This is a genomic window from Oleidesulfovibrio sp. (assembly GCF_047973035.1).
Lineage (GTDB): Bacteria > Desulfobacterota > Desulfovibrionia > Desulfovibrionales > Desulfovibrionaceae > Oleidesulfovibrio.
In genome coordinates this window covers 21,704-42,106 of sequence record NZ_JBKEBF010000008.1, presented here as the reverse complement: position 1 = coordinate 42,106, position 20,403 = coordinate 21,704, and the positions used below count along the sequence as shown (strand labels likewise).

The following is a 20,403-nucleotide window of genomic DNA, read 5'->3' as shown; positions in this document are numbered from 1 at the left end:
CTTGTAATTGATTCACCGCGCCGGAGGCTGCACAGCCTCCGGCGCATCACACGGGAAACCAGAATCATGGCTGATATTTCTCGGGACAAATGGAAAGCGCTACTTACGCTTTCGCCGTCCATTGTACTCATTGCGGTGTTTGTGTACGGCTTTATCGGCAACACCATTCAGATTTCGCTGACAGACTGGGGACGCGGCGCGGCACTCTCGCTGAATCCCGAGATCAATTACATCGGCTTCGAAAACTACATAGAGTTGTTTACAGGCTTTATTGACGGCCGATTCCGGCAGGACATGGTCAATGCCACGTTCTATTCCGTCACGTTGCTGGCAGGAGCCATAGGACTCGGGCTGTTCATAGCCATTCTGCTGGACAGAAAACCCCGCGGCGAAGACATCCTGCGCACAATTTTTCTGTACCCCATGGCGCTGTCTTTCATCGTCAGCGGCACAATATGGCGCTGGTTGCTGGCTCCACAGGGCGGCGTCAACGTGTTGCCTACGTACTTCGGGTTTGAAAAACTCAGCTTCAAATGGCTGACCAGCAAAGAAACCATTTTCGCATTCAACTGGCAGAACCTGCTGCCGATGCTTCTTTCCCTAATTGCCGCTGTGCTTATCGTCACAGGCTTTGCCTATCTGCGTTCAAAACGTAAGCGCGCCACAAAGCTGCTTGCAACAGGAACTCTGCTGGGGCTGTTTGTTGCCATCGCCGGAAGCAGCCTGCCTCAAGCGCTGTTCATGGAAGAAATGCACGGTTTCAACCTTGCCACAATAGGTATTATCGTTGCCACGGTGTGGCAGTATTCGGGCTATACCATGGCCCTGTATCTGGCAGGGCTGCACGGCATTTCGCAGGATATCGCAGACGCAGCCCAGCTGGACGGAGCATCACAGGCGGCATACTACCGCTATGTGGCTATCCCCATGCTCAAGCCCATCACCATAAGCGCTGTTATCATTCTTTCGCATATCTCGCTGAAGATGTTTGACCTTATCTTTGCCATGACCGGGCCGGATAATGCCGCCACCGGCCACCCTGCTCTGCTTATGTACCTGACCACATTCAGGGCAAACGATTTTGCCAAAGGTGCAGCCATTGCCGTTGTTCTATTCCTGCTGGCCGCCATGTTCATCATACCGTACCTTGTCAGCTCATATCGGCAGAAAAGGAGGGGCTACTAATGAACCGCGCATTCTCTCCTTCCCGCGTGCTGCTGTATCTGGTGCTGGTATTGCTGGCTATCCTGTATATCACGCCTGCGTACATGGCGCTTATCACAGCTCTTAAGCAGCCTGCGGAAATCAGCCTGCCCACTGCGTGGGAACTGCCTTCTGCGGCCAACTGGACCAGCTTTGCCGATGCGGCGCGCAAGCTGGGACCCAACTTTATCAACAGCCTTATTCTGACTGTCTGCGGTACGATAGGCTCTACCGTGCTCGGATCGCTGAACGGCTATGTGTTTTCCAAATGGAAATTCAAAGGCAGTGAAATCGTCTTTACGCTGTTCCTCTTCGGCATGTTCATTCCGTACCAGATCATCCTTATTCCGCTGTTCAAGCTGCTGCGCGATATGAATCTGTACGGCGGTCTGCCGGGGCTGATTCTTGCCCATATCGTATACGGACTGCCCATCACCACGCTGATCTTCCGCAACTTCTACAGCCAGATTCCCACAACGCTTGTGGAGTCTGCCCAGCTGGACGGCGCAGGGTTCTTTTCCATTTACCGTCATGTAATCTTCCCGCTCTCCATTCCGGGTTTTGTTGTAACCAGTCTGTGGCAGTGTACCCAGATCTGGAACGAATTCCTGTGGGGGATAACGCTTACCAAACATACCTCTGCTCCCATAACAGTGGGCCTTGCCCAGCTGGCCGGAGGACAGGCCGTCAGCTGGAACCTGCCCATGGCGGGCTCCTTCATTGCCGCACTGCCGGTGCTGCTGATGTACATTCTGCTGGGACGTTACTTTATCCGCGGCCTGTTGGCCGGTTCGGTAAAAGAATAATCCGGCCCACGCACACCAAAAAACAAAAGACGGGCGTTCCTTCCGGAATGTCCGTCTTTCTTCTGCAGTCCGCATAATGCAGGCTGCACCCTCTTTTTCGCTTCATTTTCGTATAATTATGCATGTGCCTTTTGCACCTGCACGCTGTGTGCGCTTCAAATACACCGCCTAGTGACTTTGATGATACTCCGCAAAAGCCGTGGCAGCAAGCGGGCACAAACATCGCGTACGCACGCCTCCCTGTGCAGGGCCAAATCAGGCATGCTCAGGTATCAGCCCGCGCAGACAAAAGGTATTGCCCACCCTTTGCTACCGGAACCGCAGATTTGACTACCTATAAAACAGACACAAAGTCTGTACTCGCTAGGTATGTGGCAAGCAGCTGTGCAGGACGGCAATTATACTAACAAAATGTTCCCGCCATATGACCGGAAGCAAGATAATGCTGTCAGCCGGACACTAATCCAGCCTGCGGCTTTCACGCGTACAACCCCTGATACGGTGCTGACGGCGCAGCCTCCATTTCTTCCTGGCAATGGATACACAATGTGCTGGTAGGGCTTGCCGTTAGACGCGCAATGCCGATTTCTTCACCGCATTCGCCGCATATGCCGTATGCTCCGGCAGAAAGGCGCTTAAGCGCGGACTCTGCAGCCACCAGCTGTTCTGCCAGCCTTTCATGCAACGTCATATCAAGCGTATGTTCCGCCAGACGCGAGGCCAGTTCATTTTCATCCGGACATGCTAGCACTGCCGCTTCGGGGCCGGATTTCATGCCGCATTGATGCTTCAGAAACGCCACCTTATCGCGCAAAGACCGTGCAATGGAACAAAAGCCGTTGTCATTCATGCCTGTACTCCATGAGTTTGCAGTTTTCTGATGCTTCAGGGTTTTGCCTCTTCAGGCTCATCTCTGCACGACAGTTCCGTTACGGATTTCTTACAAACACGTTGCGCCCGTTATCTGCCGCCGGATTTCATCAAACAGTCACCTGCTGTTCACCTCATGTTCACACCACACGCCTAGCACAACGGTGTGAAAACCATCTTCGGCACAGCACCCTAATCAAGGAAAGGTGAACACATGCTGAAACAACGCACCGGACAGCAGGCATTGCTTTCCACGCAGGCACATAACATTCCTTTTTCAATTCTTCCCCCTGCGGCAAAAGCCCTTCCGAAACCGCTGCGTAACTCACTGATACACGCGTTGCGCCTGCCGTTACTGCTTTCCATGTACGAACAAGTTGCCACAGGCAGTGCCGCCGCAACGGTAACAACACCTGAGAGAGGCAATACGCATAAACCGTATGCTCCCGCCTTCACCACAGACATTTTTCGCAGACTGTCAGACATGCAGACAGAAGGGCGCAGCCGGAAAGCTCCGCTCGACTTTGCCCGTGACGCACTGAAAATCCTTGATATCAATCTTGATGTGCATATGCAGCATCAGGCTGATCTTGCCGACCTGCCCGCGGACAAGCCTCTGGTTATCGTTTCCAACCATCCTTTCGGGGTGCTGGAAGGACTGGTGCTGATGGCGACTCTGCTCCCTGTTCGCCCCGATACGCTGTTTCTGGCAAACGTTCTGTTACGCAGCATTCCTGAAATCCGGGACATGATCCTGCCGGTAAACCCGTTTTCTTCAAAAGAAGCCCGCCGCGAAAACATCCGCGGGCTGCGCGCCGCCATGGGGCATCTGCGTCAGGGCGGCTGCCTGTGTGTCTTTCCCGCCGGAGAGGTAGCGCACCTGCATCCGCTTCGCCGCGCCATCACTGATCCGGCGTGGAATCATAACATAGCGGGCATCATACGCCGTACAGGAGCCGCCGTACTGCCCCTGCACTTTGAAGGGCGCAACAGCATTTTCTTTAACCTGCTGGGGCTTATCCACCCTTTTGCGCGCACAGCCATGCTGCCTGCGGAACTTTTAAAAAAACGCTCGTCCACCATCAGACTGAACGTGGGCCGCATCATACCGCCATCCGTCTTTCGCAATCTGCCGGATGATGCGGACATTACCGCCTACCTTCGAGCCCGCAGTTATGCTCTTGCGCAACCTGCCGGAGCTGAAAAGCGATCTGTTCATGTCTCGCCTGCAAAACAGGCTCCTGTGGCAGCACCTTTTCCTCTGGCACGACTGCAGGCGGAGCTCAGCCAGTTGCCGGAAGAGCAGATTCTCGTACAGGAAGAAAAGTATCTGGTGTTTGAATCCCGCGCCTGGCAGACGCCTTGTTTTCTTCACGAAATCGGCAGGCAGCGGGAAATCTCTTTCAGGGAAGTAGGCGAAGGCAGCGGGCAGGCACTGGATACTGATATATACGACAATCATTATGACCACATCATTCTGTGGCATAAAGAAGACCGACGGCTTGCAGGCGCATACCGTATCGGACAGACAGGCCGCATCTTGCCGGAATACGGCATCAAAGGACTATATTCTTCCACGCTGTTTCGCTTCAGCTCACGCTTTTTCACGCAAGACAACAACGCGCTGGAGTTGGGCCGCGCGTTTGTAACCAGACCGTACCAACGGGACTACGCCCCGTTGCTGCTTCTCTGGAAAGGCATTGCCCGCTTTGTACTGCGCCGCCCCGGTGTTCGCAGGCTCTTCGGCCCTGTGAGTGTAAGCCTTGAGTATAGTCCGTATTCACGCAATGTCCTGACTTCCTTTATGGTTCAGCATCACTATGACACCTACCTTGCCGGTATGGTGTCAGGCCGCAAAACACCGCAGTATAAAAAGGACAAAAGAGCTCCTGACATGGTGAATCTGCAGGCAATGCAGTTCAGCGGATTATGCAATCTGGTTAAAGACGTTGAGGGCGGGCGCTCTATTCCCATACTTTTCAAACATTACCTCAAGCTTGGCGGCAAGATAGCAGCCTTTCACGAAGACACAGCATTCAAAACACTGGATGCATTTTTGTGCATAGACCTTGCGGACGCTCCTCCAGCCATGCTGCAACGGTACATGGGTAATGAGGATGCAGAAAACTTTCTCAGAAAATGTAACAGCGCGTAACAGCCTGCTGTGTCCACACAAGCAGCGTGTTTCATACAGGCTGAACAAACATGATAACGCCGCCGGAGTTGCCGTCTCTTGCGACAGGCAAACCGGCTAAAGACATAAAGCAGGGACCAAAGGAATACTTCAGATAACAGCCCTGCAGAAAAGATTGGTATGCCATGCTGGTGCATTACCTGCTTTCGGGTGGCTTCTTTCCGCGTTATCCGCAATCTGTAGCAGCCGCTCCGATATCATCCCGGGAAGAGTGCAGGGTAAATCCCTCGCCACTGCGTTTGTGCGGGTATTGATCGTAACTCCTCCGGTCATGCCCAGCACGCCGGAAACGCAGACCGCCCCTGTACCTTCTGCCAAAGCCGCGGATACAGCTAGCGCGGCTTGACAAGCGTACCCCGCAGGACCACAGTTCCTGCGGGGTTCTGCCGGTTGCGTCAACTGGATTCACCCCCGTAAATTACCTGAAAGGAGTTTTCCATGCGTTATATCGTAAGTGCCTGCCTTGCCGGTGTCTGCTGTCGCTATGACGGAAAAAGTAAACCGCATGAGCGTGTTCTGGAGCTTATCAAAAGCGGGCAGGCTTTGCCCGTATGTCCTGAACAGCTTGGCGGACTGCCCACCCCGCGAGGCAAAGCCGAAATGAAAAACGACCGCATCTACACAGAATCAGGCGAAGATGTGACGGAACAATTTACCTCGGGCGCGCAACAGGCTCTTGAGTTGGCACAGCTTTTCGGTGCACAGGGTGCTATTCTTCAGTCCCGCTCACCTTCCTGCGGAGCAACGCAAATTTACGACGGTTCTTTTACCGGAAGCCTGATTACCGGAAGCGGAGTTTTTGCCTCTCTTCTGCGCAAGCACAACTTTATGGTGCAAGAGGATACCTACTTTTCCTGAGGCCTGCACATGTGCATGTTTTTTTGCACAAAAAATGTGCATCTCATTGCACATACTGCATGGCACAATTTCAAAAGCTGCAATAACATTATGATATTGCAGCTTTTTCAGTTTTGGCACGGCATATGCTTTATACAAAACAAATGGCGAATGAAGTTTCCTCTGAAACAGACGCATCCTACATATTCCGGCCTGCCGCTTATGAACCACACGCGGTTGACCGCCCAAGGCAGGCCATGGACAACACGGCAGTTTCCTATGCCGGACACCCCCGATTCGAGAGTGTGGCGCTCTGGGGGATGTCCGGCCTGAAGCAGCCGACAGGGCGAAAGCCCTAGCGCTAACGGTCACGCATTTGACCGAATTGATATATCGGGAACCCCGTTCCCCACCGACCACTTGGTTTCCTCCTCCCCAAAGGTGGTCGGCACTGCGAAAGATGGCGACGTGGCAAGGCCAACGGGGCCTTGCCCAGCATGCAAACCCGCCCGGCGGGATTATATATACGATTTGCCATGAGGACACCACCTCTGCGACAGAAGCCAACCTTGGCAACGCCCATGCCGGTTGTGGTTGGCACAAGAAAACCCGTCCAATACCTCCTTTGCTCTACCCCCGACCGCACCGTGCGGTCGGGGGACTCCTTTTTCCGGCAACTTTTTTGCATCAAATGCCGGCATACATTCCCGCCCCTTTGTTATACCTGCCGTTTCCACGCGTACCTTACTCATACGTCGTGCCCGGCTTCTCAAAACGATGCGGCAGTTGACAGCCGGCGCATCCTTTCCATACGTTCACCTTTCTACAGCAACCATTTAGCCTTTGCGGCGCAGCCGCACACACAGGAAGCATATATGTCCAACTATCTTGTTCGCGGCATTCTTATAGGCGGTGCGCTGGGGGCTTTCGGCGCGTTACTCGGCATCAGCGACAACCTGCCCCGCGCTGTTGCTGTCGGCATGGTAGGTGGCTTTTTTGCAGGTCTGACTCTTGCCCGCAAGGAAGCGAAGAGGCAGGAAAAAGAAGGGAAATAACAAATACCGACTTCTGAAAAACAGCGAAGTATCCGATGACGTTATGCGCTTTTATTCCCAGACGAGCTATTTGAATAAACAAGCTCGCTGATGCCAGCCGGACCGTGCCTGCCACAAGCAGCTTGCACATCAGACAGACAAAGCCGGACAAAAAATTTGTCATGTATCGGCTACACAAAAAAAGGGTGACTCCCGTAAGGAAGCCGCCCTTTTTACTTTCTGTTTTTATCTACTGATCTGACTGGCTAGTTGCGATTTTCCGCACCGGCCCATGCCATGTCAATGGCATCGGCAAACTGCTGCAGCGGCAGCGAGCCACGTACCACGATATCGTTTACAAGGAATGTAGGCGTTCCTTCGATACCCAGCTTTTCAGCCTCGGCTCTGTCTTCCTGCAGAATGCGGTTTGCAAACTCGCTCTTTGCATCCCGAACCAGTTTTTTGCCATCCAGGCCCAGTTCTTCGGCCTTCTGCACGATGAAGGGCTGTCCTTCTTTGATTACGCGGCCACGTTCCATGAACATGGCATCATACAACGCCCATGCTTTTGCCTCATCCTGCATACCTGCAGCCACAAAAAGGCGCGAAGCAATCTCTGCATTATCATGCGACTTGAGCGGATAATGTTTAAACACCAGCCGCACCTTGCCTTTGTAATGCTCCATCAGGGCTGCCACGGTACCTGCTGCCTGTGCACAGTACGGACAGGTAAAATCAGAATATGCCACCACTGTTACAGGCGCATCTGCCGCGCCACGTATGGGACGATCTTCAAAATGCACATTTTTAGGCTGCTGCATGTCGGCCTGCCACTGAGCGCGCATGGCCCGCTCTCTGGCAATACGGTTGCCGTCGCGTACCACATCAAAAACCTGCTCGCTGTTCTGGCGTAACACTTCCATGACCAGCTCGGGGTTATCCCGCAGTACCTGCCGGATTGCTTCCTTCAGTTCGGCATCTTCTGCCTGTGCCGGCTGCGCGGCAAAAAGGGCCACCACTGCCGCTAAAATCATGGCGACCAACACGCCGCCTTGCTTTTTAAGAATCATCAGTTTGTAAGCCTCCGCTATAGAGTAGAACTTCAGTGTGTGTACACCGCACACTCTTTGCGGGCAAGCACTGACAATACATTCGCCACGTTGCCTGCGCCCTTCTTTTTCTTCGTTCATACCCGATGGCCCCGCTTTATGCCGTTAGTGGCAGGATTATCCTTGTCCTGACAACATGATATTGCGTAAACAAGCGACACAGCCCCGCATGCAACGTACTTTTATAAACGCACGTAGCGCCCTATGGACAAGCAGGCAAAGGCACATTAGGGTCTGGGCATGACAATTCGCTGCATCGTTGTGGATGATGAACCCCCGGCACGAGACGAAATGGTCTACCTGCTCTCCGGCATTGCGGATGTGCAGCTGGTGGGCACTGCGGGTTCTGCAGAGCAGGCTTTGGCTTTAATTGATGAGCAAAAGCCCGATCTTGTATTTCTGGACATCCAGATGTACGGCCATGACGGATTTCATGTTGTAGAACAACTTCTTGATTACCCCGATCCTCCGCTTGTTATCTTTGCCACAGCGTTCGACCAGTACGCCATACGCGCCTTTGAAGAAAACGCCGTAGACTACCTGCTAAAACCCATTGAAGAAGACCGTCTTGCCAAAAGTCTGGAGCGTGTACGCGAAGCGCTGGCAACCCGTTCCGAAAGCTCACCGGCAGCCGGACAACAGCCCCGCACGCCCCGAAGCGCGGCGTCGGCAACTTATTCTCTGGCTTCTTCGCTGTTCGCCAACCTTGCTGCACCGCATACTGCAAATGACCAAACGCGGCTGGAGCGGCTGCTGGAGCATATGGGTAAGCGCAATGTACTTACACGCATTGCCATAGAACGTGGCGGACGCATTGTTCTGCTGCAACCGGATGAAGTTTTTTTCATTCAGGCACAGGACAAGCGGCTGTGGGCACATACCATTGAAGGCGTGGCCCCCTGCCATGGCGTAACCAACCTGCAAAAGCTGGAAGACAAACTGGGCGGACATGACTTTTTCCGCGTTTCCAGAGGCGAGCTGGTCAACATGCGCCATATTCGCGAATTCACGCCGTGGATGCACGGCAAATACAGCATTGTCATGAGCGACCCGGGTCAGACTGAAATCACGGTCAACCGCAGCAGGGTCAAAGATTTCAAGGAGCGGCTGGGGCTGATTTAGCCTCCGCTCCGTTTTTCAGCGGAGACACACCATGACGACGGGCATTTTGCTCATCACGCTTATCGAGCGCTTCGGCTTACTTGTTGCGGGCGCTTTTATTCTGCTTTCCATCAGTCACGTTCATAAACTGCGCCGCGACACCAATTCGCCTCTGCAACAGGTTTTCTGCATTCTTTTCTTCGGGCTGTTCGGCATTCTGGGTACATACAGCGGCAACGCTATTTTTGAATCCGTTGCCAACCTGCGCGCTATGGCTGCCATCACGGCGGGGTTGTTCGGCGGACCTGTTGTCGGCTTCGGCGCCGGCCTGATTGCCGGTCTGCATCGTTATGTAATCGACCCCGGCGGGTTCAGCGCATTTCCGTGCGGACTTGCCACTGTCATTGAAGGATTAGTGGCAGGACTTATTGCGTGGCGCATCAAAGACAGCATGGACTGGCGTCTTGCCGGACTTCTCGGGATTCTCGGCGAAAGCCTGCATATGATTCTGGTGCTCGCTATTTCCCGCCCGTTTCCGCAGGCGCTGGAACTGGTCAAAGTTATCGGCATGCCCATGATTGTGGTGAACTCTCTGGGAGCCGCTCTGTTTGTACAGATCATCAACATGATTTCAAAAGGACGCGAACGCCGCGATTCCAGCAACGCGCAGCAAATTCTTTTCATCGCCAACCAGACGGTAAGCCATTTGCGCAGCGGCCTGAATACAGAATCCGCCGCAGCGACGGCACGCCTGATTTACGATAACGTCCCGCTAGCGGCTGTCAGCATCACCGACAACGAAACGGTACTGGCTCATATAGGTTCAGGAAGCGACCACCATCTGCCGGAAAAAGCCATTCAGACGGAAGCCACCCGCAAGGTGCTCAAGTCCGGCGTACCTGCCTTTTTGCGTGGAAAACGCCAGATAGCCTGCGGACACAAGGGGTGTGCGCTCAACTCCGCCATTATCATCCCCCTGCGTAAAGGAGACGTTGTTACCGGCACGCTGAAGTTTTACGGCAGTGCACATGAACCGCTGGATAATATCCGCTTTGAAATTGCAAAAGGTCTGGGTGGGCTGTTTTCCACCCAACTGGAGCTGGAAGACATTCACCTGAAAGCCCGTATGCTGGCTCATGCGGAAATCCGCCGCCTTCAGGCCCAGATCAATCCGCACTTTCTGTTTAATTCTCTGAATACAATCGCCGCATTCTGCCGGACCAACCCGGACAAGGCGCGTGAGCTGCTGCTGGACCTTTCGCGATATATGCGCCGCAGCCTCGACAGCAGCCGCGGGCTTGTGCCCCTTTCCGAAGAACTGGCTCAGGTGGCATCATATCTTGCCATCGAACAGGCGCGCTTTGGCGACCGTGTAAAAGTAGAAGTAGACATTGCGCCGGACTGCGGCGACTGGCCCATCCCCCCCCTGCTGATTCAGCCGATAGTGGAAAACGGCGTACGCCACGGCATTGCACAGCGGGAACAGGGCGGCATCATTACATTACACATAGGCAAAGAGGGCGAAGAACTTGCAGTACGCGTGGCTGACAACGGCGTGGGCATGGACGCGCGGCAGGTGGCAAAGCTCCTTTCGCGCCGCCGCAACGGCTCGGCAACTGCAGATGCGTATGCGTTTGACTCGCACTCTTCCGGTATCGGCGTGGTGAACTGCATGCAGCGGCTGGAACAGATATTCGGCCCCAGCTATACGCTGAGCATCAACAGTCATCCGGGGCAAGGCACAGAGGTGGCCTTTCGGGTGCCCAGAATGGCGATGGTACAGTAAAACAAAAAAAGCGTCCGGAAAGCAATCTATAACCTTCCGGACGCTTTTCGTTTATATCAACCATTTTTTCAGGCTGTTACACTGCAATCCCGTTATGCCAGACCGAAATAGCGGGCTGCTGCTACAGTAATCATTCCCGCCGCAACCGTCCCGAAGAAGCTACGCGTCCACAGAGCCACGGCAAACGAGGGCACCGCAGCCCAGAAATACACATTGCCGAACACATCCGGCGCACCATCCTTCAGTACAAGTGCAGGCATCAGCAGAGCAGAAAGTACTGCCGTAGGCACAAAGCTGAGCCAACGCCCCACCACAGGCGGTAAGGTACGCGAAGAAAGCATCCATACAGGCAGCAGACGAGGAATATACGTTACTGCCGCCATGCCCAGAATAAGCAGAACCACATCAATATTCATGACGGCCTCCTGCGGGTGTTGCCGCGCTGTCGCTTGCATCACGTTTTCCCACACTTTGCTGCTCTGAGTTTGCAATCTCGTCATCAAATTCCGGCAGGCACTCCGCGGACTGAACGGCTTCAGGCTCGCGCCCCGCAATCATTGTGCCCAGCGTAGCAGCAAGCACGGTGGCGATAATAACATTCCACTGTCCTACTCCGGCCAGCGACAATCCCACCGAGACCGCACCCGCTGTAACAGCAACGATGACATGCAGTCTGCCCCGCACCTGTGCCACCAGCAACGCCACAAACATGGCCGGCAGCGCGTAATCAAGCCCAAGGGGTTTCACATCGCCTATCAGGCCGCCAAACAGCGCCCCCAGAGCAGAGCCTGTCACCCATCCCAGCTGGGCTGTCATATTGAGCCCTGTCGTTTCTGCCTTGTCGGGCGAGTAGTCACGCAGGGCCGCAGCCTGCCGTGCACCGCCGCAATCTTTGTGTCCGCCTGTCAATTCAGCTACCTGCGCGTGAAAGTGCACAGCATGCATGGCAAACGTCTCATCCGTCAGCTGAAACGTAAAAAGGGCCTGCATTTTTTTTGACCACCGGCGCATATATGGTGCCAGTGAAGCCGACATCAGCAGGTGGCGCAAGTTAACCACAAACGTGGTCAGCACAATGGAAAAGGTGGCAGCGGTCACACTGGCGGCAGCAGCCAACATGCCCACCGCAATCAACTGCGCCGAACCGGCAAACACAGCCAGCGACATAAAAATTGTTTCTGGAGCAGACAATCCTGTTTTATCTGCCAGCACTCCAAAGGCAAAGCCTACAGGCAGATACCCGAGCACAATGGGAACAGCACGACGCATACCCTGCGCGGCGCGTTCGGCAGGCTTCTGCCTGTCTGTCATCGTGGCGGTAGTTTTCTGCATTGCGTCCTCTGCTGTTTCTTCCACGGCACCGGCAACCATTGCGCCTGCGCCTTTTGTTACGGACATACCGCCCACCTCCTCATACCTCTTGTTGCCCGTCAATTATTCGCATAAACCTGCATTACCTTTCCGTTAACACAGGGAACTGCGGCAAGGGCTTCTCAACTTGACGAGAATATTCAATCATAGATACTGTCGCCGGAACAGATACAGATTTTACAAAAATCGGTAAGTACAGATGAGCACTGAATCACCACAACGCGAAGCATTCCGGTATCATGAAGTCGAACAGCACGTTCTGCGCCTGATCGATTCAAAGCAATACCCTCCGGGCTCGCGCCTGCCTTCACTCAGGGCAGTTGCGCGGCACCTCACCGCCAGTCTTTCCACAGTATGCCATGCCTACGAGGAGCTTGAGCGGCGCGGCGTAGTCGAGTCGCGGCCGCGTTCCGGCTATTATGTGCGTACGCTGCCCAGCCCGCTGCCTCTGCCACACAGCGCTCCCGCGGAAGAAGAAGAACCGCGCGAGGCTAACCGCAGCCGCCTGATAGCCACCGTATTGGAAGCCGTAGGCAACCCGCAGATGGCGCCTTTCGGTGTAGTCAGTCCGGACCCGACACTGCTGCCCGGTAAAAAACTCGGGCAGATTATGGCCGACCTGACCCGCCGCAACGCAGAACAATGTGTGGCGTACGAAACCATACCGGGCAATACGGAATACCGTATGCAGATTGCCCGACGCGCCTGCGAAGATGGTATGCCCACACGCGCATCGGAAGTGGTGGCGACTACCGGAGCCATGGAGGCACTGTACATAGCCCTACGCGTACTTACCCGTCCCGGTGACAACGTGCTCATCCAGTCGCCCACCTATCATTGCTTCCTACAGCTTCTGGAAACACTCGGGTTGCGCGCCGTCGAAATTCCATCCGACCCTAAGCACGGTATCAACCCTGCCGACCTTTCCAAGGCGCTCTCAACCTTCGAGGTATCCGCCTGTATCCTGTCCGGCAACTTCAATAATCCCGACGGGTCCATCACTCCTGATGCCGCCAAACGTGAAATTGTCGAGATTCTGGCAGCAAAAAATATCCCGCTGGTTGATGACGATGTGTCAGCCGATCTGCACTTTGACGGCAAGCGTCCTGCGTCATTCAAACAGTATGACAAAAAAGGGATTGTGGTCTTCTGCTCATCATATTCCAAAACCATTGCACCGGGTTACCGTGCTGGCTGGATGCTGCCGGGACGGTTTATGGAAAAAGCGCTCGAAGTAAAAGCAACCACCAACGTATGCTGTACCTCGCCCACGCAGGCAGCCATTGCGGAGTTTCTACGCCTTGACCTGTACGACAAGCAACTGAAAAAACTACGTTCAGCATTGCAAGGCCAGATTCACCACATGCATGAATGCATAGTTGCGTCTTTTCCGGAAGGAACACGGGTTACCAGCCCTCGCGGTGGCGGCGTTCTGTGGCTGGAGCTGCCACCCGCCATCAACGGAGTAGATCTGTTCTTTAAAGCCCGGGCAAGCCGTATCGGAATTGCTCCGGGATCGATATTCTCAACCCGAGACCGGTTCTCTAACTACATCCGCCTATCTTGCTGCGGTATCTGGAATCAGCGGATGGAAGAAGCGCTGCGGGAATTAGGCGGACTGGCGAAGGAACTGGCATAAATTTCTCTGCGGGAAACCACGTGCTCGGCCCGCTGCCGAGAATCAGCTCCACAAGAAATAGTGATGATGAGCGCACTCCTGCGCCCTTTGTCGTTTGCAAAAACGCAAGAGCAGCTACTGAATATCCCGATACGTAGCGCCCTCATCTTGACCTAAATATGAACACGCCGGAATACCTATATAAAGCGGGCTGCTTGGGTACTCTCCCAGCCCGATCCTGAACAATCTTAAGACCGTCAATTTATTTCGGGACGGGTCACTCACCAAAAAACTCCCCGCAAACTACTGTTTGCCCTCCATCGCCGGTCACGTATTTACCTGTTTTCGTGACGTTCTTGTGCTGTGTGCACAGTATTCTTATGGGATAGCCTGCTGATTTTCCATTGCACACACCATCTGCAACAAAGAAGGAGGCCTCATGCGTTCACGCCCTTCAGAATCTGAATCTGCCCGTCCGCTTTTTTCCAAACCGGTATCCCACACACTAAAACATCGCAACACCATGCTGTTCGAAGCGTTTTCTCTGAAACAAGCCAGCGTACTTTTACTTTTTCTGTGGTGCGTTTTTACATCATTTTCTCCAGCCGCCGCAGCAGATCCACCGGCTTCAGAGCCTCAGCTGGTGCTTGCCTCCGGTGCCGGTTACAAAAAAATGGTAAACGCGCTGGTGCAACAATTTACCCGGTCCACAGGCATTACCGTTGACCGTATCTACGGTAATATGGGCCGTGTCACTACCCTTGCCGGTCAAACCGGCAAAGTGGATATGGTCATAGGCGACCAGACATACCTGCACGGAGCCGGTCTGCCGTTTGCGCAGGAACTGATACTTGGTCACGGCAAACTGGTTCTTGCCTGTCCGAAGGGACACACCATTACCTCGCCGGACGTACTTGATGATGCCGGAATGCAGCGAATCGCCCTGCCGGACGCATCAAAAGCTATCTATGGCATTGCCGCACGCGAATATCTTACCGCCACAGGCAGGTTGCCTGCCATCAAGCCGCGGCTGATCGAAGTAGCCACTGTACCACAGGTGTTTTCATACCTCACGGCAGGAGAAGTAGATCTGGGCTTCATGAACCTGACCCACGCCTTGAACGTTGCCGACAAGCTTGGCGGATATCTTGTTCTGAATGCATCAAAACACAAGCCCATCCTCATCATGGCAGGCCTGCTGGACGGTGCCCCCGCACCTCAAGCCGCCCTTAGCTTTCTGACATTTCTGGCCACACCGCAGGCTAAAACAATCATTCAGAAACACGGACTGTAACCAATGTCTGTGGCTGCCATCCTCGCCCAGCCGGAAACCACCGGCCCAGTTGTGCTGACCGCAAAAACGCTTGCAGTTTCCGGTATTCTGCTTTTGCTGGGCGGCGTGCTGCTGGCATTTTATCTGACAGGCCCTAAAAGTCCGGTCCGCTCCACTGTGGACTTTGTCGTTACTCTGCCGCTGGTCTTTCCTCCTATCGCCACGGGATTTTTCCTGTTGTTGCTTCTCGGGCGCAAGGGTGTGTTCGGAAAAATGCTGCCTGTGGATATGATTTTCAGCTTTACGGGCGTTGTCATTGCTTCTGTCATTGCCGGTATGCCACTGATGGTAAAACCCGTGGAAGCCGCACTGCGCGGCGAAGTGCAAAGGCTGGCGGAAGTAGCCAGAGTACTGGGTAAGAACGAATGGCAGGTTTTCTGGCAGGTGCTGCTGCCCAATGTACGCCGCAGCGTGCTTTCCGGCTGGTTTCTGGCCATGGGAAGATCTCTGGGCGAAGTAGGCATTACATTGATGCTTGGAGGTAACATCATTGGCAAAACAAACACGTTGTCGCTTGAAATATACAATGCCGTTTTCAGCGGGGAATTTGACCGGGCGCTGGTTCTCTCCGGCATTATCGGTTTGTTTTCGCTAGGTATCTTTTTCATGCTCAAACGTCTTTCCGCTCTATAGGAGTCATCATGCCGACGATTCTTGAATCTATCCGCAACAGAGTTGCCGCCGAATGGCTGCAGGCAGGTCTGATGGGTGAAACCATCGCAGTAACAGCCGGCCCGCTCACAGTGGAAGAAGCCATAGGTAAACCGCAACAGACTGACTTTCCCATCCAGAAAGGCAAGGAAAAACTGATGCAGGCTCATTTCCGCTCTGAACGCGGACAGGCCTTTACCGACCATTACGGAACCTACAGCGGCACATTACAGCAGGTTGCAGACCTCCCCCTGAACTGTAACTTCCACCGCGCTGTTTTTGTGTCCACCATGAACGCGGTTATGCGCTGGCAGCAGCGCACGTCCAACACAATTCACTGTAAAGACTGCGGCCCGCAGGAATGTGCAGCAGAACTGCCTGAGTTTATCCGCCGCAACTACGGTACTCCGCGCATAACCCTGATTGGTATGCAACCTGCCATGGCCAGCGCGGTCACCACGGCACAGCTGCCTCTGCGCATCGTGGACCTTGATCCCGACAACATCGGGCAGATCCGCTACAGTGTGCAGATTGAAGGCGCAGAAACGGCCGCAGAGGCGCTTGAATGGGCAGAGTTGCTGCTGATAACCGGCACTACATTGGCAAACGACACCATCGGAGAACTTGCAGAGCAGGCAGACCGCAAGCCGGTTTTGTTTTACGGCACAACCATAGCGGGAGCCGCTTCGCTCATGGGTTGGCAACGCTACTGCCCCAAAAGCAGCTGAAAACAGACAGGTGCCCATAATAAAAAACAGCCCGCTCCGACATTCCGGAACGGGCTGTCTTCAGTATTATGCCAAATTGGCTGGCAACCGGCTAACGGCCGCCTTCCAGCTGACTAGCGACGGCTTGCAGGCTCAACGGCAAGACGGTTGCCACGAATCTGGTTGCCGTTCATGACGGCCAGCACTTCAGAAGCGAACTCGTTAGGCACCTCAACAAAGGTGAAACGGTCGTAGATGTCGATGGAGCCGATCATGCGACCGGGCAGACCGGTTTCACCGGCAATGGCACCTACGAAGTCACGGGCGGTCACACGGGCTTTGCGGCCCACGTTGAAGAACAGGCGCACCATACCGGGCTGAGCACCGGTATCGCCGAACTTCTGCTCTTCTGCCACGGCTTCGCCTGCATTGCGGTGCATCATCATGCGCAACAGTGCGGCGGCGGCTTCTACAGAGGTGAACTCTTCACCGATGATGCCTTCCACCAGCTCGATGTAGCGCTCCAGACCGCCCGTGCGGATCTGGTTGGTAACATCGCTCAGCATCTGAGAGGATTTGGCATTTTCCACTTCAGAAAGCGAAGGCACCTGACGCTGTGCGATCTGCGCTTTGGTAAAGCGCTTGATGTCGCGCAGCTTATAGAATTCACGACCGGAAACAAACGTAAATGCGCGACCGGTACGGCCTGCACGACCGGTACGGCCGATACGGTGTACGTAGCTTTCCACGTCGTTAGGAATGTCATAGTTGACCACGGCTTCTACGTTTTCAACGTCGATACCACGGGCAGCCACGTCGGTTGCCACCAGGATATCGATGTTGCCTTTACGGAAGCGGTTCATCACGCGGTCGCGCTGGGCCTGATTCAGGTTACCGTGCAGACCGTCGGCATCATAGCCGCGCGCCTGCAGGTTAGTGGCCAGCTCGTCCACGCCCACTTTAGTGGAGCAGAACACGATGGTCAGCTTGGGGTTATATACGTCGAGCACGCGGCAGAGGCTTTCCAGCTTCTGGAAGGGGCGTACTTCAAAGTAAATCTGTTCGATGCTGGGCACGGTAAGCAGCTTCTGGGTAACCTTGAGGTATTCAGGCTCCTTCAGGTAGCGCTTTGCCATATCCAGAATGGCGCGGGGCATGGTGGCAGAGAAAAATACAGTCTGCACTTCCTGCTCCATTTTGCCCAGAATGAACTCGATATCGTCGCGGAAGCCCATATCGAGCATTTCGTCCGCTTCGTCCAGCACGGCCATTTTGACCGTTTCGATGCTCATGGTGCCTCTGTCGAGGTGATCCATCACACGTCCGGGGGTACCCACGATAACCTGAGCACCGCGGCGCAACGCGCGCACCTGACGTTCGATGGGCTGACCGCCGTACACGGGCACCACGTTGATGCCGCGCTTGTACTTAGCCAGAGTTGTCACTTCTTCTGCCACCTGAATGGCAAGTTCACGCGTAGGACACAGCACCACGGCCTGCGTGGCTTTGTCACGGGGGTCAATGCGTTCGAGAATCGGAATCCCGAAAGCAGCTGTTTTGCCCGTGCCTGTCTGGGCCTGTCCGACTACGTCCTTACCCGCAAGAATATGCGGAATGGACATTGTCTGGATGGGAGACGCCTCCTCAAAGCCCATGTCCTGAATAGCGCGCAGCACTTCCTTAGAAAGGGGAAGATCTGCAAAAAGAAGTTTTTCGACCATTGTTTTATGTGTTTCCTTGCTATGCGTCTTTCGGCATCGCGTTATGGCAACGCTGCGGCATTGCGGAACTCTTCTGCCATTTGCAGCAGATAGGTTCTTTTTTTGCCGGAGGGCTGCCTCTTTACTTTCCACTCTACCCGTTGCGCTGTGCTCCGGTCAGGAAACGAGGCGCTGACGATCAGTGAAACAGGACGCCGCGCGCGCGTGTATTTTGCGCCACAGCCCCGATTATGTTCGTCAAGGCGTCGATCCATGTCCGTGGTAACGCCGCAGTATTGCGTTCCGTCGGCACAGGCCAACAGGTAGACTACCCAATCCATCTAAACCGCCGATGTGTTTTCTCTGGCGCACGATGCCAGACGCACGCATGAGAAACCCTGCTAGTCGCAGGCACAGCCTTCTGACGCAGTTTCAAGCGTCAGTGTTTCTCCGGGCTTCATGTCGAAGAGGCGGCAGTCCGGAGCAAAATTCATAAGTTGCTCTTTAAACCGTGCGGTGTTGCCTTCCAGCACGGGGAAGGTGCCCCAATGCATAGGTACTACCGAACGGGCTTTGAGCAGACGGCAGGCAAGCGCAGCCTGCTTTGCGTCCATGGTAAACACTCCGCCGATGGGCAAAAGAGCCACATCAATGGAGTACAGGCGGCCCCACAGTTCCATGCCGGAAAAAATACCGGTATCGCCCGCATGGTAAATGGTGAAGCCGTCAGGCAGCGTAATGATGTATCCTGCGGGTGCGCCGGACTCGGACGAATGATACGCCTGCGTCATGGTCACAGCCACGCCGTTATGCATCACGGTGCCGCCGATATTAAAGCCGATGCCGTTAAGCACCTGCCCTTGCGGCACTCCCGCACCGACCAGTTTTTCTGCCGTACCTACGATAGCGCCCATCATGGCGCCAGTCTGCCGGCAGATATCCACAGTCTGACCTACGTGGTCACCGTGATCGTGGGTTACCAGCACCAGATCAGGCGCTGTAATATCTGCCCACGGAGTGCCTGCCGAAGGGTTGCCCTCAAAAAAAGGGTCTATAAGAATATTAGCGCCTTCGGTGGCGATCTGAAAATTCGCATGGCCATGCCATGTCAATGTATGCTGCATCGGATACTCCTCTCTATGTGGCTGTAGAAGCTTGTTAGGCGTCAGCTGACGGCATTCCGTCCCACCGGCGGCAAAGTTCATGCTCTATTTCTAAATGATCAAGCATTCTGCCTGCCAGATGATTGAGTATATCCTGTATAGTCTCCGGCCTGCTATAAAAACCGGGGCAAGGCGGCATAATAGTTGCGCCTGCCTCCTGCGCAGCAAGCATATTGCGCAGGTGAACTCTGCTGAGCGGGGTTTCACGCGGTACGAGAATAAGCGGCTTACGCTCCTTCAGCGTTACATCCGCTGCACGATGAATCAGGTTTGACCCTATACCGTTGGCAACCGCTCCCAGCGTACTCATGCTGCACGGGCAGATAATCATGCCGGAATGTCGCCACGACCCGCTTGCGGGTGCGGCCCCGATGTTGTCCACATCGTGGCATACATCGGCCAGCTCGGTCAGCTTTTGTACAGAAAGGCCGGACTCCAGCGAAAGCACCTTTTCCGCAGCGCCGGAAACGATAAGATGAGTCTCTACGCCTGCAGCACATGCCAACGCATTCAGCAGCGTCACCGCAAGAGGCATTCCGCTGGCCCCTGAAACACCCACGACAATTCGCTTCATGGTGATCCTTGTCTTGTTTTTTAAGCAAAATAGGACGCGCAGCATTACCACCATGCGCTCAGGTGGCCTTTTTTAGCAAAATTGTGCACCACACGCCAGAGATTCCGTAACATGCATACAAAATTGTTCAATTCTGTATAAAATCAGACACATTGAGCAAACAGAGAATAGCCGCCACCCAATAGGTGCCACCGTTGGTCTTTCGTGTCAGTTATTTCTTGACAGATTGCAAGCATGAAGATTAGAAATTTTGGTTCTCGGGCAATTAGCTCAGTTGGATAGAGCGTCAGCCTCCGGAGCTGAAGGCCACAAGTTCGAATCTTGTATTGCCCGCCATGAAAAAATC

At 54.3% G+C, this 20,403-nt stretch carries 20 protein-coding genes and 1 tRNA gene; 13 read left to right on the top strand and 8 right to left on the bottom strand.

What is annotated here, in order from left to right:
- The first annotated feature begins 66 nt into the window (after positions 1-66).
- The gene (locus ACK5LI_RS01705) at positions 67-1,185 is read left to right on the top strand and encodes a carbohydrate ABC transporter permease (RefSeq protein WP_416945901.1); all 1,119 of its coding nucleotides are present in this window, start codon (positions 67-69) and stop codon (positions 1,183-1,185) included.
- Positions 1,185-2,009 carry a carbohydrate ABC transporter permease gene (locus ACK5LI_RS01700; protein ID WP_416945900.1) on the top strand — a complete coding sequence of 275 codons (825 nt, stop codon included), beginning with the start codon at positions 1,185-1,187 and terminating at the stop codon, positions 2,007-2,009. The genes ACK5LI_RS01705 and ACK5LI_RS01700 overlap by 1 nt, the downstream gene beginning before the upstream one ends.
- Before the next feature lie 478 nt (positions 2,010-2,487).
- Here ACK5LI_RS01700 and ACK5LI_RS01695 read toward each other — a convergent pair whose 3' ends face one another.
- Positions 2,488-2,859, bottom strand: a complete 372-nt coding sequence (locus ACK5LI_RS01695; RefSeq protein ID WP_416945899.1) for a TraR/DksA family transcriptional regulator — start codon at positions 2,857-2,859, stop codon at positions 2,488-2,490.
- Positions 2,860-3,093: 234 nt separating this feature from the next.
- On the opposite strand from ACK5LI_RS01695, the gene ACK5LI_RS01690 reads away from it, so the two are divergent.
- The 4 genes from ACK5LI_RS01690 (at position 3,094) to ACK5LI_RS01675 (ending at position 6,965) form a co-directional block, all read left to right on the top strand.
- Positions 3,094-5,034, top strand: a complete 1,941-nt coding sequence (locus ACK5LI_RS01690) for a lysophospholipid acyltransferase family protein (RefSeq protein WP_416945898.1) — start codon at positions 3,094-3,096, stop codon at positions 5,032-5,034.
- 477 nt (positions 5,035-5,511) lie between these two features.
- Positions 5,512-5,931, top strand: coding sequence for a DUF523 domain-containing protein (locus tag ACK5LI_RS01685; protein WP_416945897.1), 420 nt, complete (start codon positions 5,512-5,514; stop codon positions 5,929-5,931).
- 125 nt (positions 5,932-6,056) lie between these two features.
- Complete coding sequence (locus ACK5LI_RS01680; RefSeq protein WP_416945896.1) at positions 6,057-6,269, top strand: hypothetical protein; 213 nt, start codon at positions 6,057-6,059, stop codon at positions 6,267-6,269.
- 516 nt (positions 6,270-6,785) lie between these two features.
- On the top strand, positions 6,786-6,965 hold the full coding sequence (locus ACK5LI_RS01675) for a hypothetical protein (protein WP_416945895.1): 180 nt from the start codon (positions 6,786-6,788) through the stop codon (positions 6,963-6,965).
- Positions 6,966-7,210: 245 nt separating this feature from the next.
- Here ACK5LI_RS01675 and ACK5LI_RS01670 read toward each other — a convergent pair whose 3' ends face one another.
- Positions 7,211-8,134: a DsbA family protein gene (locus ACK5LI_RS01670; RefSeq protein WP_416945894.1), complete on the bottom strand. Its 924-nt coding sequence runs from the start codon at positions 8,132-8,134 to the stop codon at positions 7,211-7,213.
- Between the two features lie 159 nt (positions 8,135-8,293).
- On the opposite strand from ACK5LI_RS01670, the gene ACK5LI_RS01665 reads away from it, so the two are divergent.
- Both ACK5LI_RS01665 and ACK5LI_RS01660 read left to right on the top strand, forming a co-directional pair.
- On the top strand, positions 8,294-9,175 hold the full coding sequence (locus ACK5LI_RS01665) for a LytR/AlgR family response regulator transcription factor (protein ID WP_416945893.1): 882 nt from the start codon (positions 8,294-8,296) through the stop codon (positions 9,173-9,175).
- Between the two features lie 31 nt (positions 9,176-9,206).
- Positions 9,207-10,940: a LytS/YhcK type 5TM receptor domain-containing protein gene (locus ACK5LI_RS01660; protein WP_416945892.1), complete on the top strand. Its 1,734-nt coding sequence runs from the start codon at positions 9,207-9,209 to the stop codon at positions 10,938-10,940.
- A 92-nt stretch (positions 10,941-11,032) separates the two neighbouring features.
- On the opposite strand, the gene ACK5LI_RS01655 is transcribed toward ACK5LI_RS01660, so the two are convergent.
- Together ACK5LI_RS01655 and ACK5LI_RS01650 are read right to left on the bottom strand one after the other, a co-directional pair.
- Complete coding sequence (locus ACK5LI_RS01655) at positions 11,033-11,356, bottom strand: AzlD domain-containing protein (RefSeq protein ID WP_416945891.1); 324 nt, start codon at positions 11,354-11,356, stop codon at positions 11,033-11,035.
- A complete protein-coding gene (locus tag ACK5LI_RS01650; RefSeq protein WP_416946013.1) occupies positions 11,346-12,251 on the bottom strand; it encodes an AzlC family ABC transporter permease in 906 nt (301 codons plus the stop codon). The genes ACK5LI_RS01655 and ACK5LI_RS01650 overlap by 11 nt, the downstream gene beginning before the upstream one ends.
- A gap of 259 nt (positions 12,252-12,510) precedes the next feature.
- Between ACK5LI_RS01650 and ACK5LI_RS01645 the strand changes: the two genes are divergently transcribed.
- The 4 genes from ACK5LI_RS01645 (at position 12,511) to ACK5LI_RS01630 (ending at position 16,641) form a co-directional block, all read left to right on the top strand.
- On the top strand, positions 12,511-13,950 hold the full coding sequence (locus ACK5LI_RS01645) for a PLP-dependent aminotransferase family protein (protein ID WP_416945890.1): 1,440 nt from the start codon (positions 12,511-12,513) through the stop codon (positions 13,948-13,950).
- A gap of 418 nt (positions 13,951-14,368) precedes the next feature.
- A complete protein-coding gene (modA, locus tag ACK5LI_RS01640; RefSeq protein WP_416945889.1) occupies positions 14,369-15,223 on the top strand; it encodes a molybdate ABC transporter substrate-binding protein in 855 nt (284 codons plus the stop codon).
- A 3-nt stretch (positions 15,224-15,226) separates the two neighbouring features.
- Complete coding sequence (locus ACK5LI_RS01635; RefSeq protein WP_416945888.1) at positions 15,227-15,895, top strand: molybdate ABC transporter permease subunit; 669 nt, start codon at positions 15,227-15,229, stop codon at positions 15,893-15,895.
- An 8-nt stretch (positions 15,896-15,903) separates the two neighbouring features.
- Entirely contained in the window at positions 15,904-16,641 is a 738-nt protein-coding gene (locus tag ACK5LI_RS01630) for a Rossmann-like domain-containing protein (protein WP_416945887.1), read from the top strand.
- Between the two features lie 113 nt (positions 16,642-16,754).
- On the opposite strand, the gene ACK5LI_RS01625 is transcribed toward ACK5LI_RS01630, so the two are convergent.
- From ACK5LI_RS01625 to ACK5LI_RS01610, 4 genes are read right to left on the bottom strand one after another with little or no spacing between them, the layout of a single operon-like run.
- Positions 16,755-18,341, bottom strand: a complete 1,587-nt coding sequence (locus ACK5LI_RS01625; RefSeq protein ID WP_416945886.1) for a DEAD/DEAH box helicase — start codon at positions 18,339-18,341, stop codon at positions 16,755-16,757.
- Positions 18,342-18,382: 41 nt separating this feature from the next.
- Positions 18,383-18,661 carry a GIY-YIG nuclease family protein gene (locus ACK5LI_RS01620; RefSeq protein WP_416945885.1) on the bottom strand — a complete coding sequence of 93 codons (279 nt, stop codon included), beginning with the start codon at positions 18,659-18,661 and terminating at the stop codon, positions 18,383-18,385.
- Positions 18,662-18,721: 60 nt separating this feature from the next.
- Positions 18,722-19,444 carry a metal-dependent hydrolase gene (locus tag ACK5LI_RS01615; RefSeq protein WP_416945884.1) on the bottom strand — a complete coding sequence of 241 codons (723 nt, stop codon included), beginning with the start codon at positions 19,442-19,444 and terminating at the stop codon, positions 18,722-18,724.
- A 34-nt stretch (positions 19,445-19,478) separates the two neighbouring features.
- The gene (locus tag ACK5LI_RS01610) at positions 19,479-20,057 is read right to left on the bottom strand and encodes a UbiX family flavin prenyltransferase (RefSeq protein ID WP_416945883.1); all 579 of its coding nucleotides are present in this window, start codon (positions 20,055-20,057) and stop codon (positions 19,479-19,481) included.
- Positions 20,058-20,316: 259 nt separating this feature from the next.
- Here ACK5LI_RS01610 and ACK5LI_RS01605 point away from each other — a divergent pair.
- Positions 20,317-20,393: transfer RNA gene (locus ACK5LI_RS01605), tRNA-Arg, on the top strand.
- Positions 20,394-20,403: the final 10 nt, after the last annotated feature.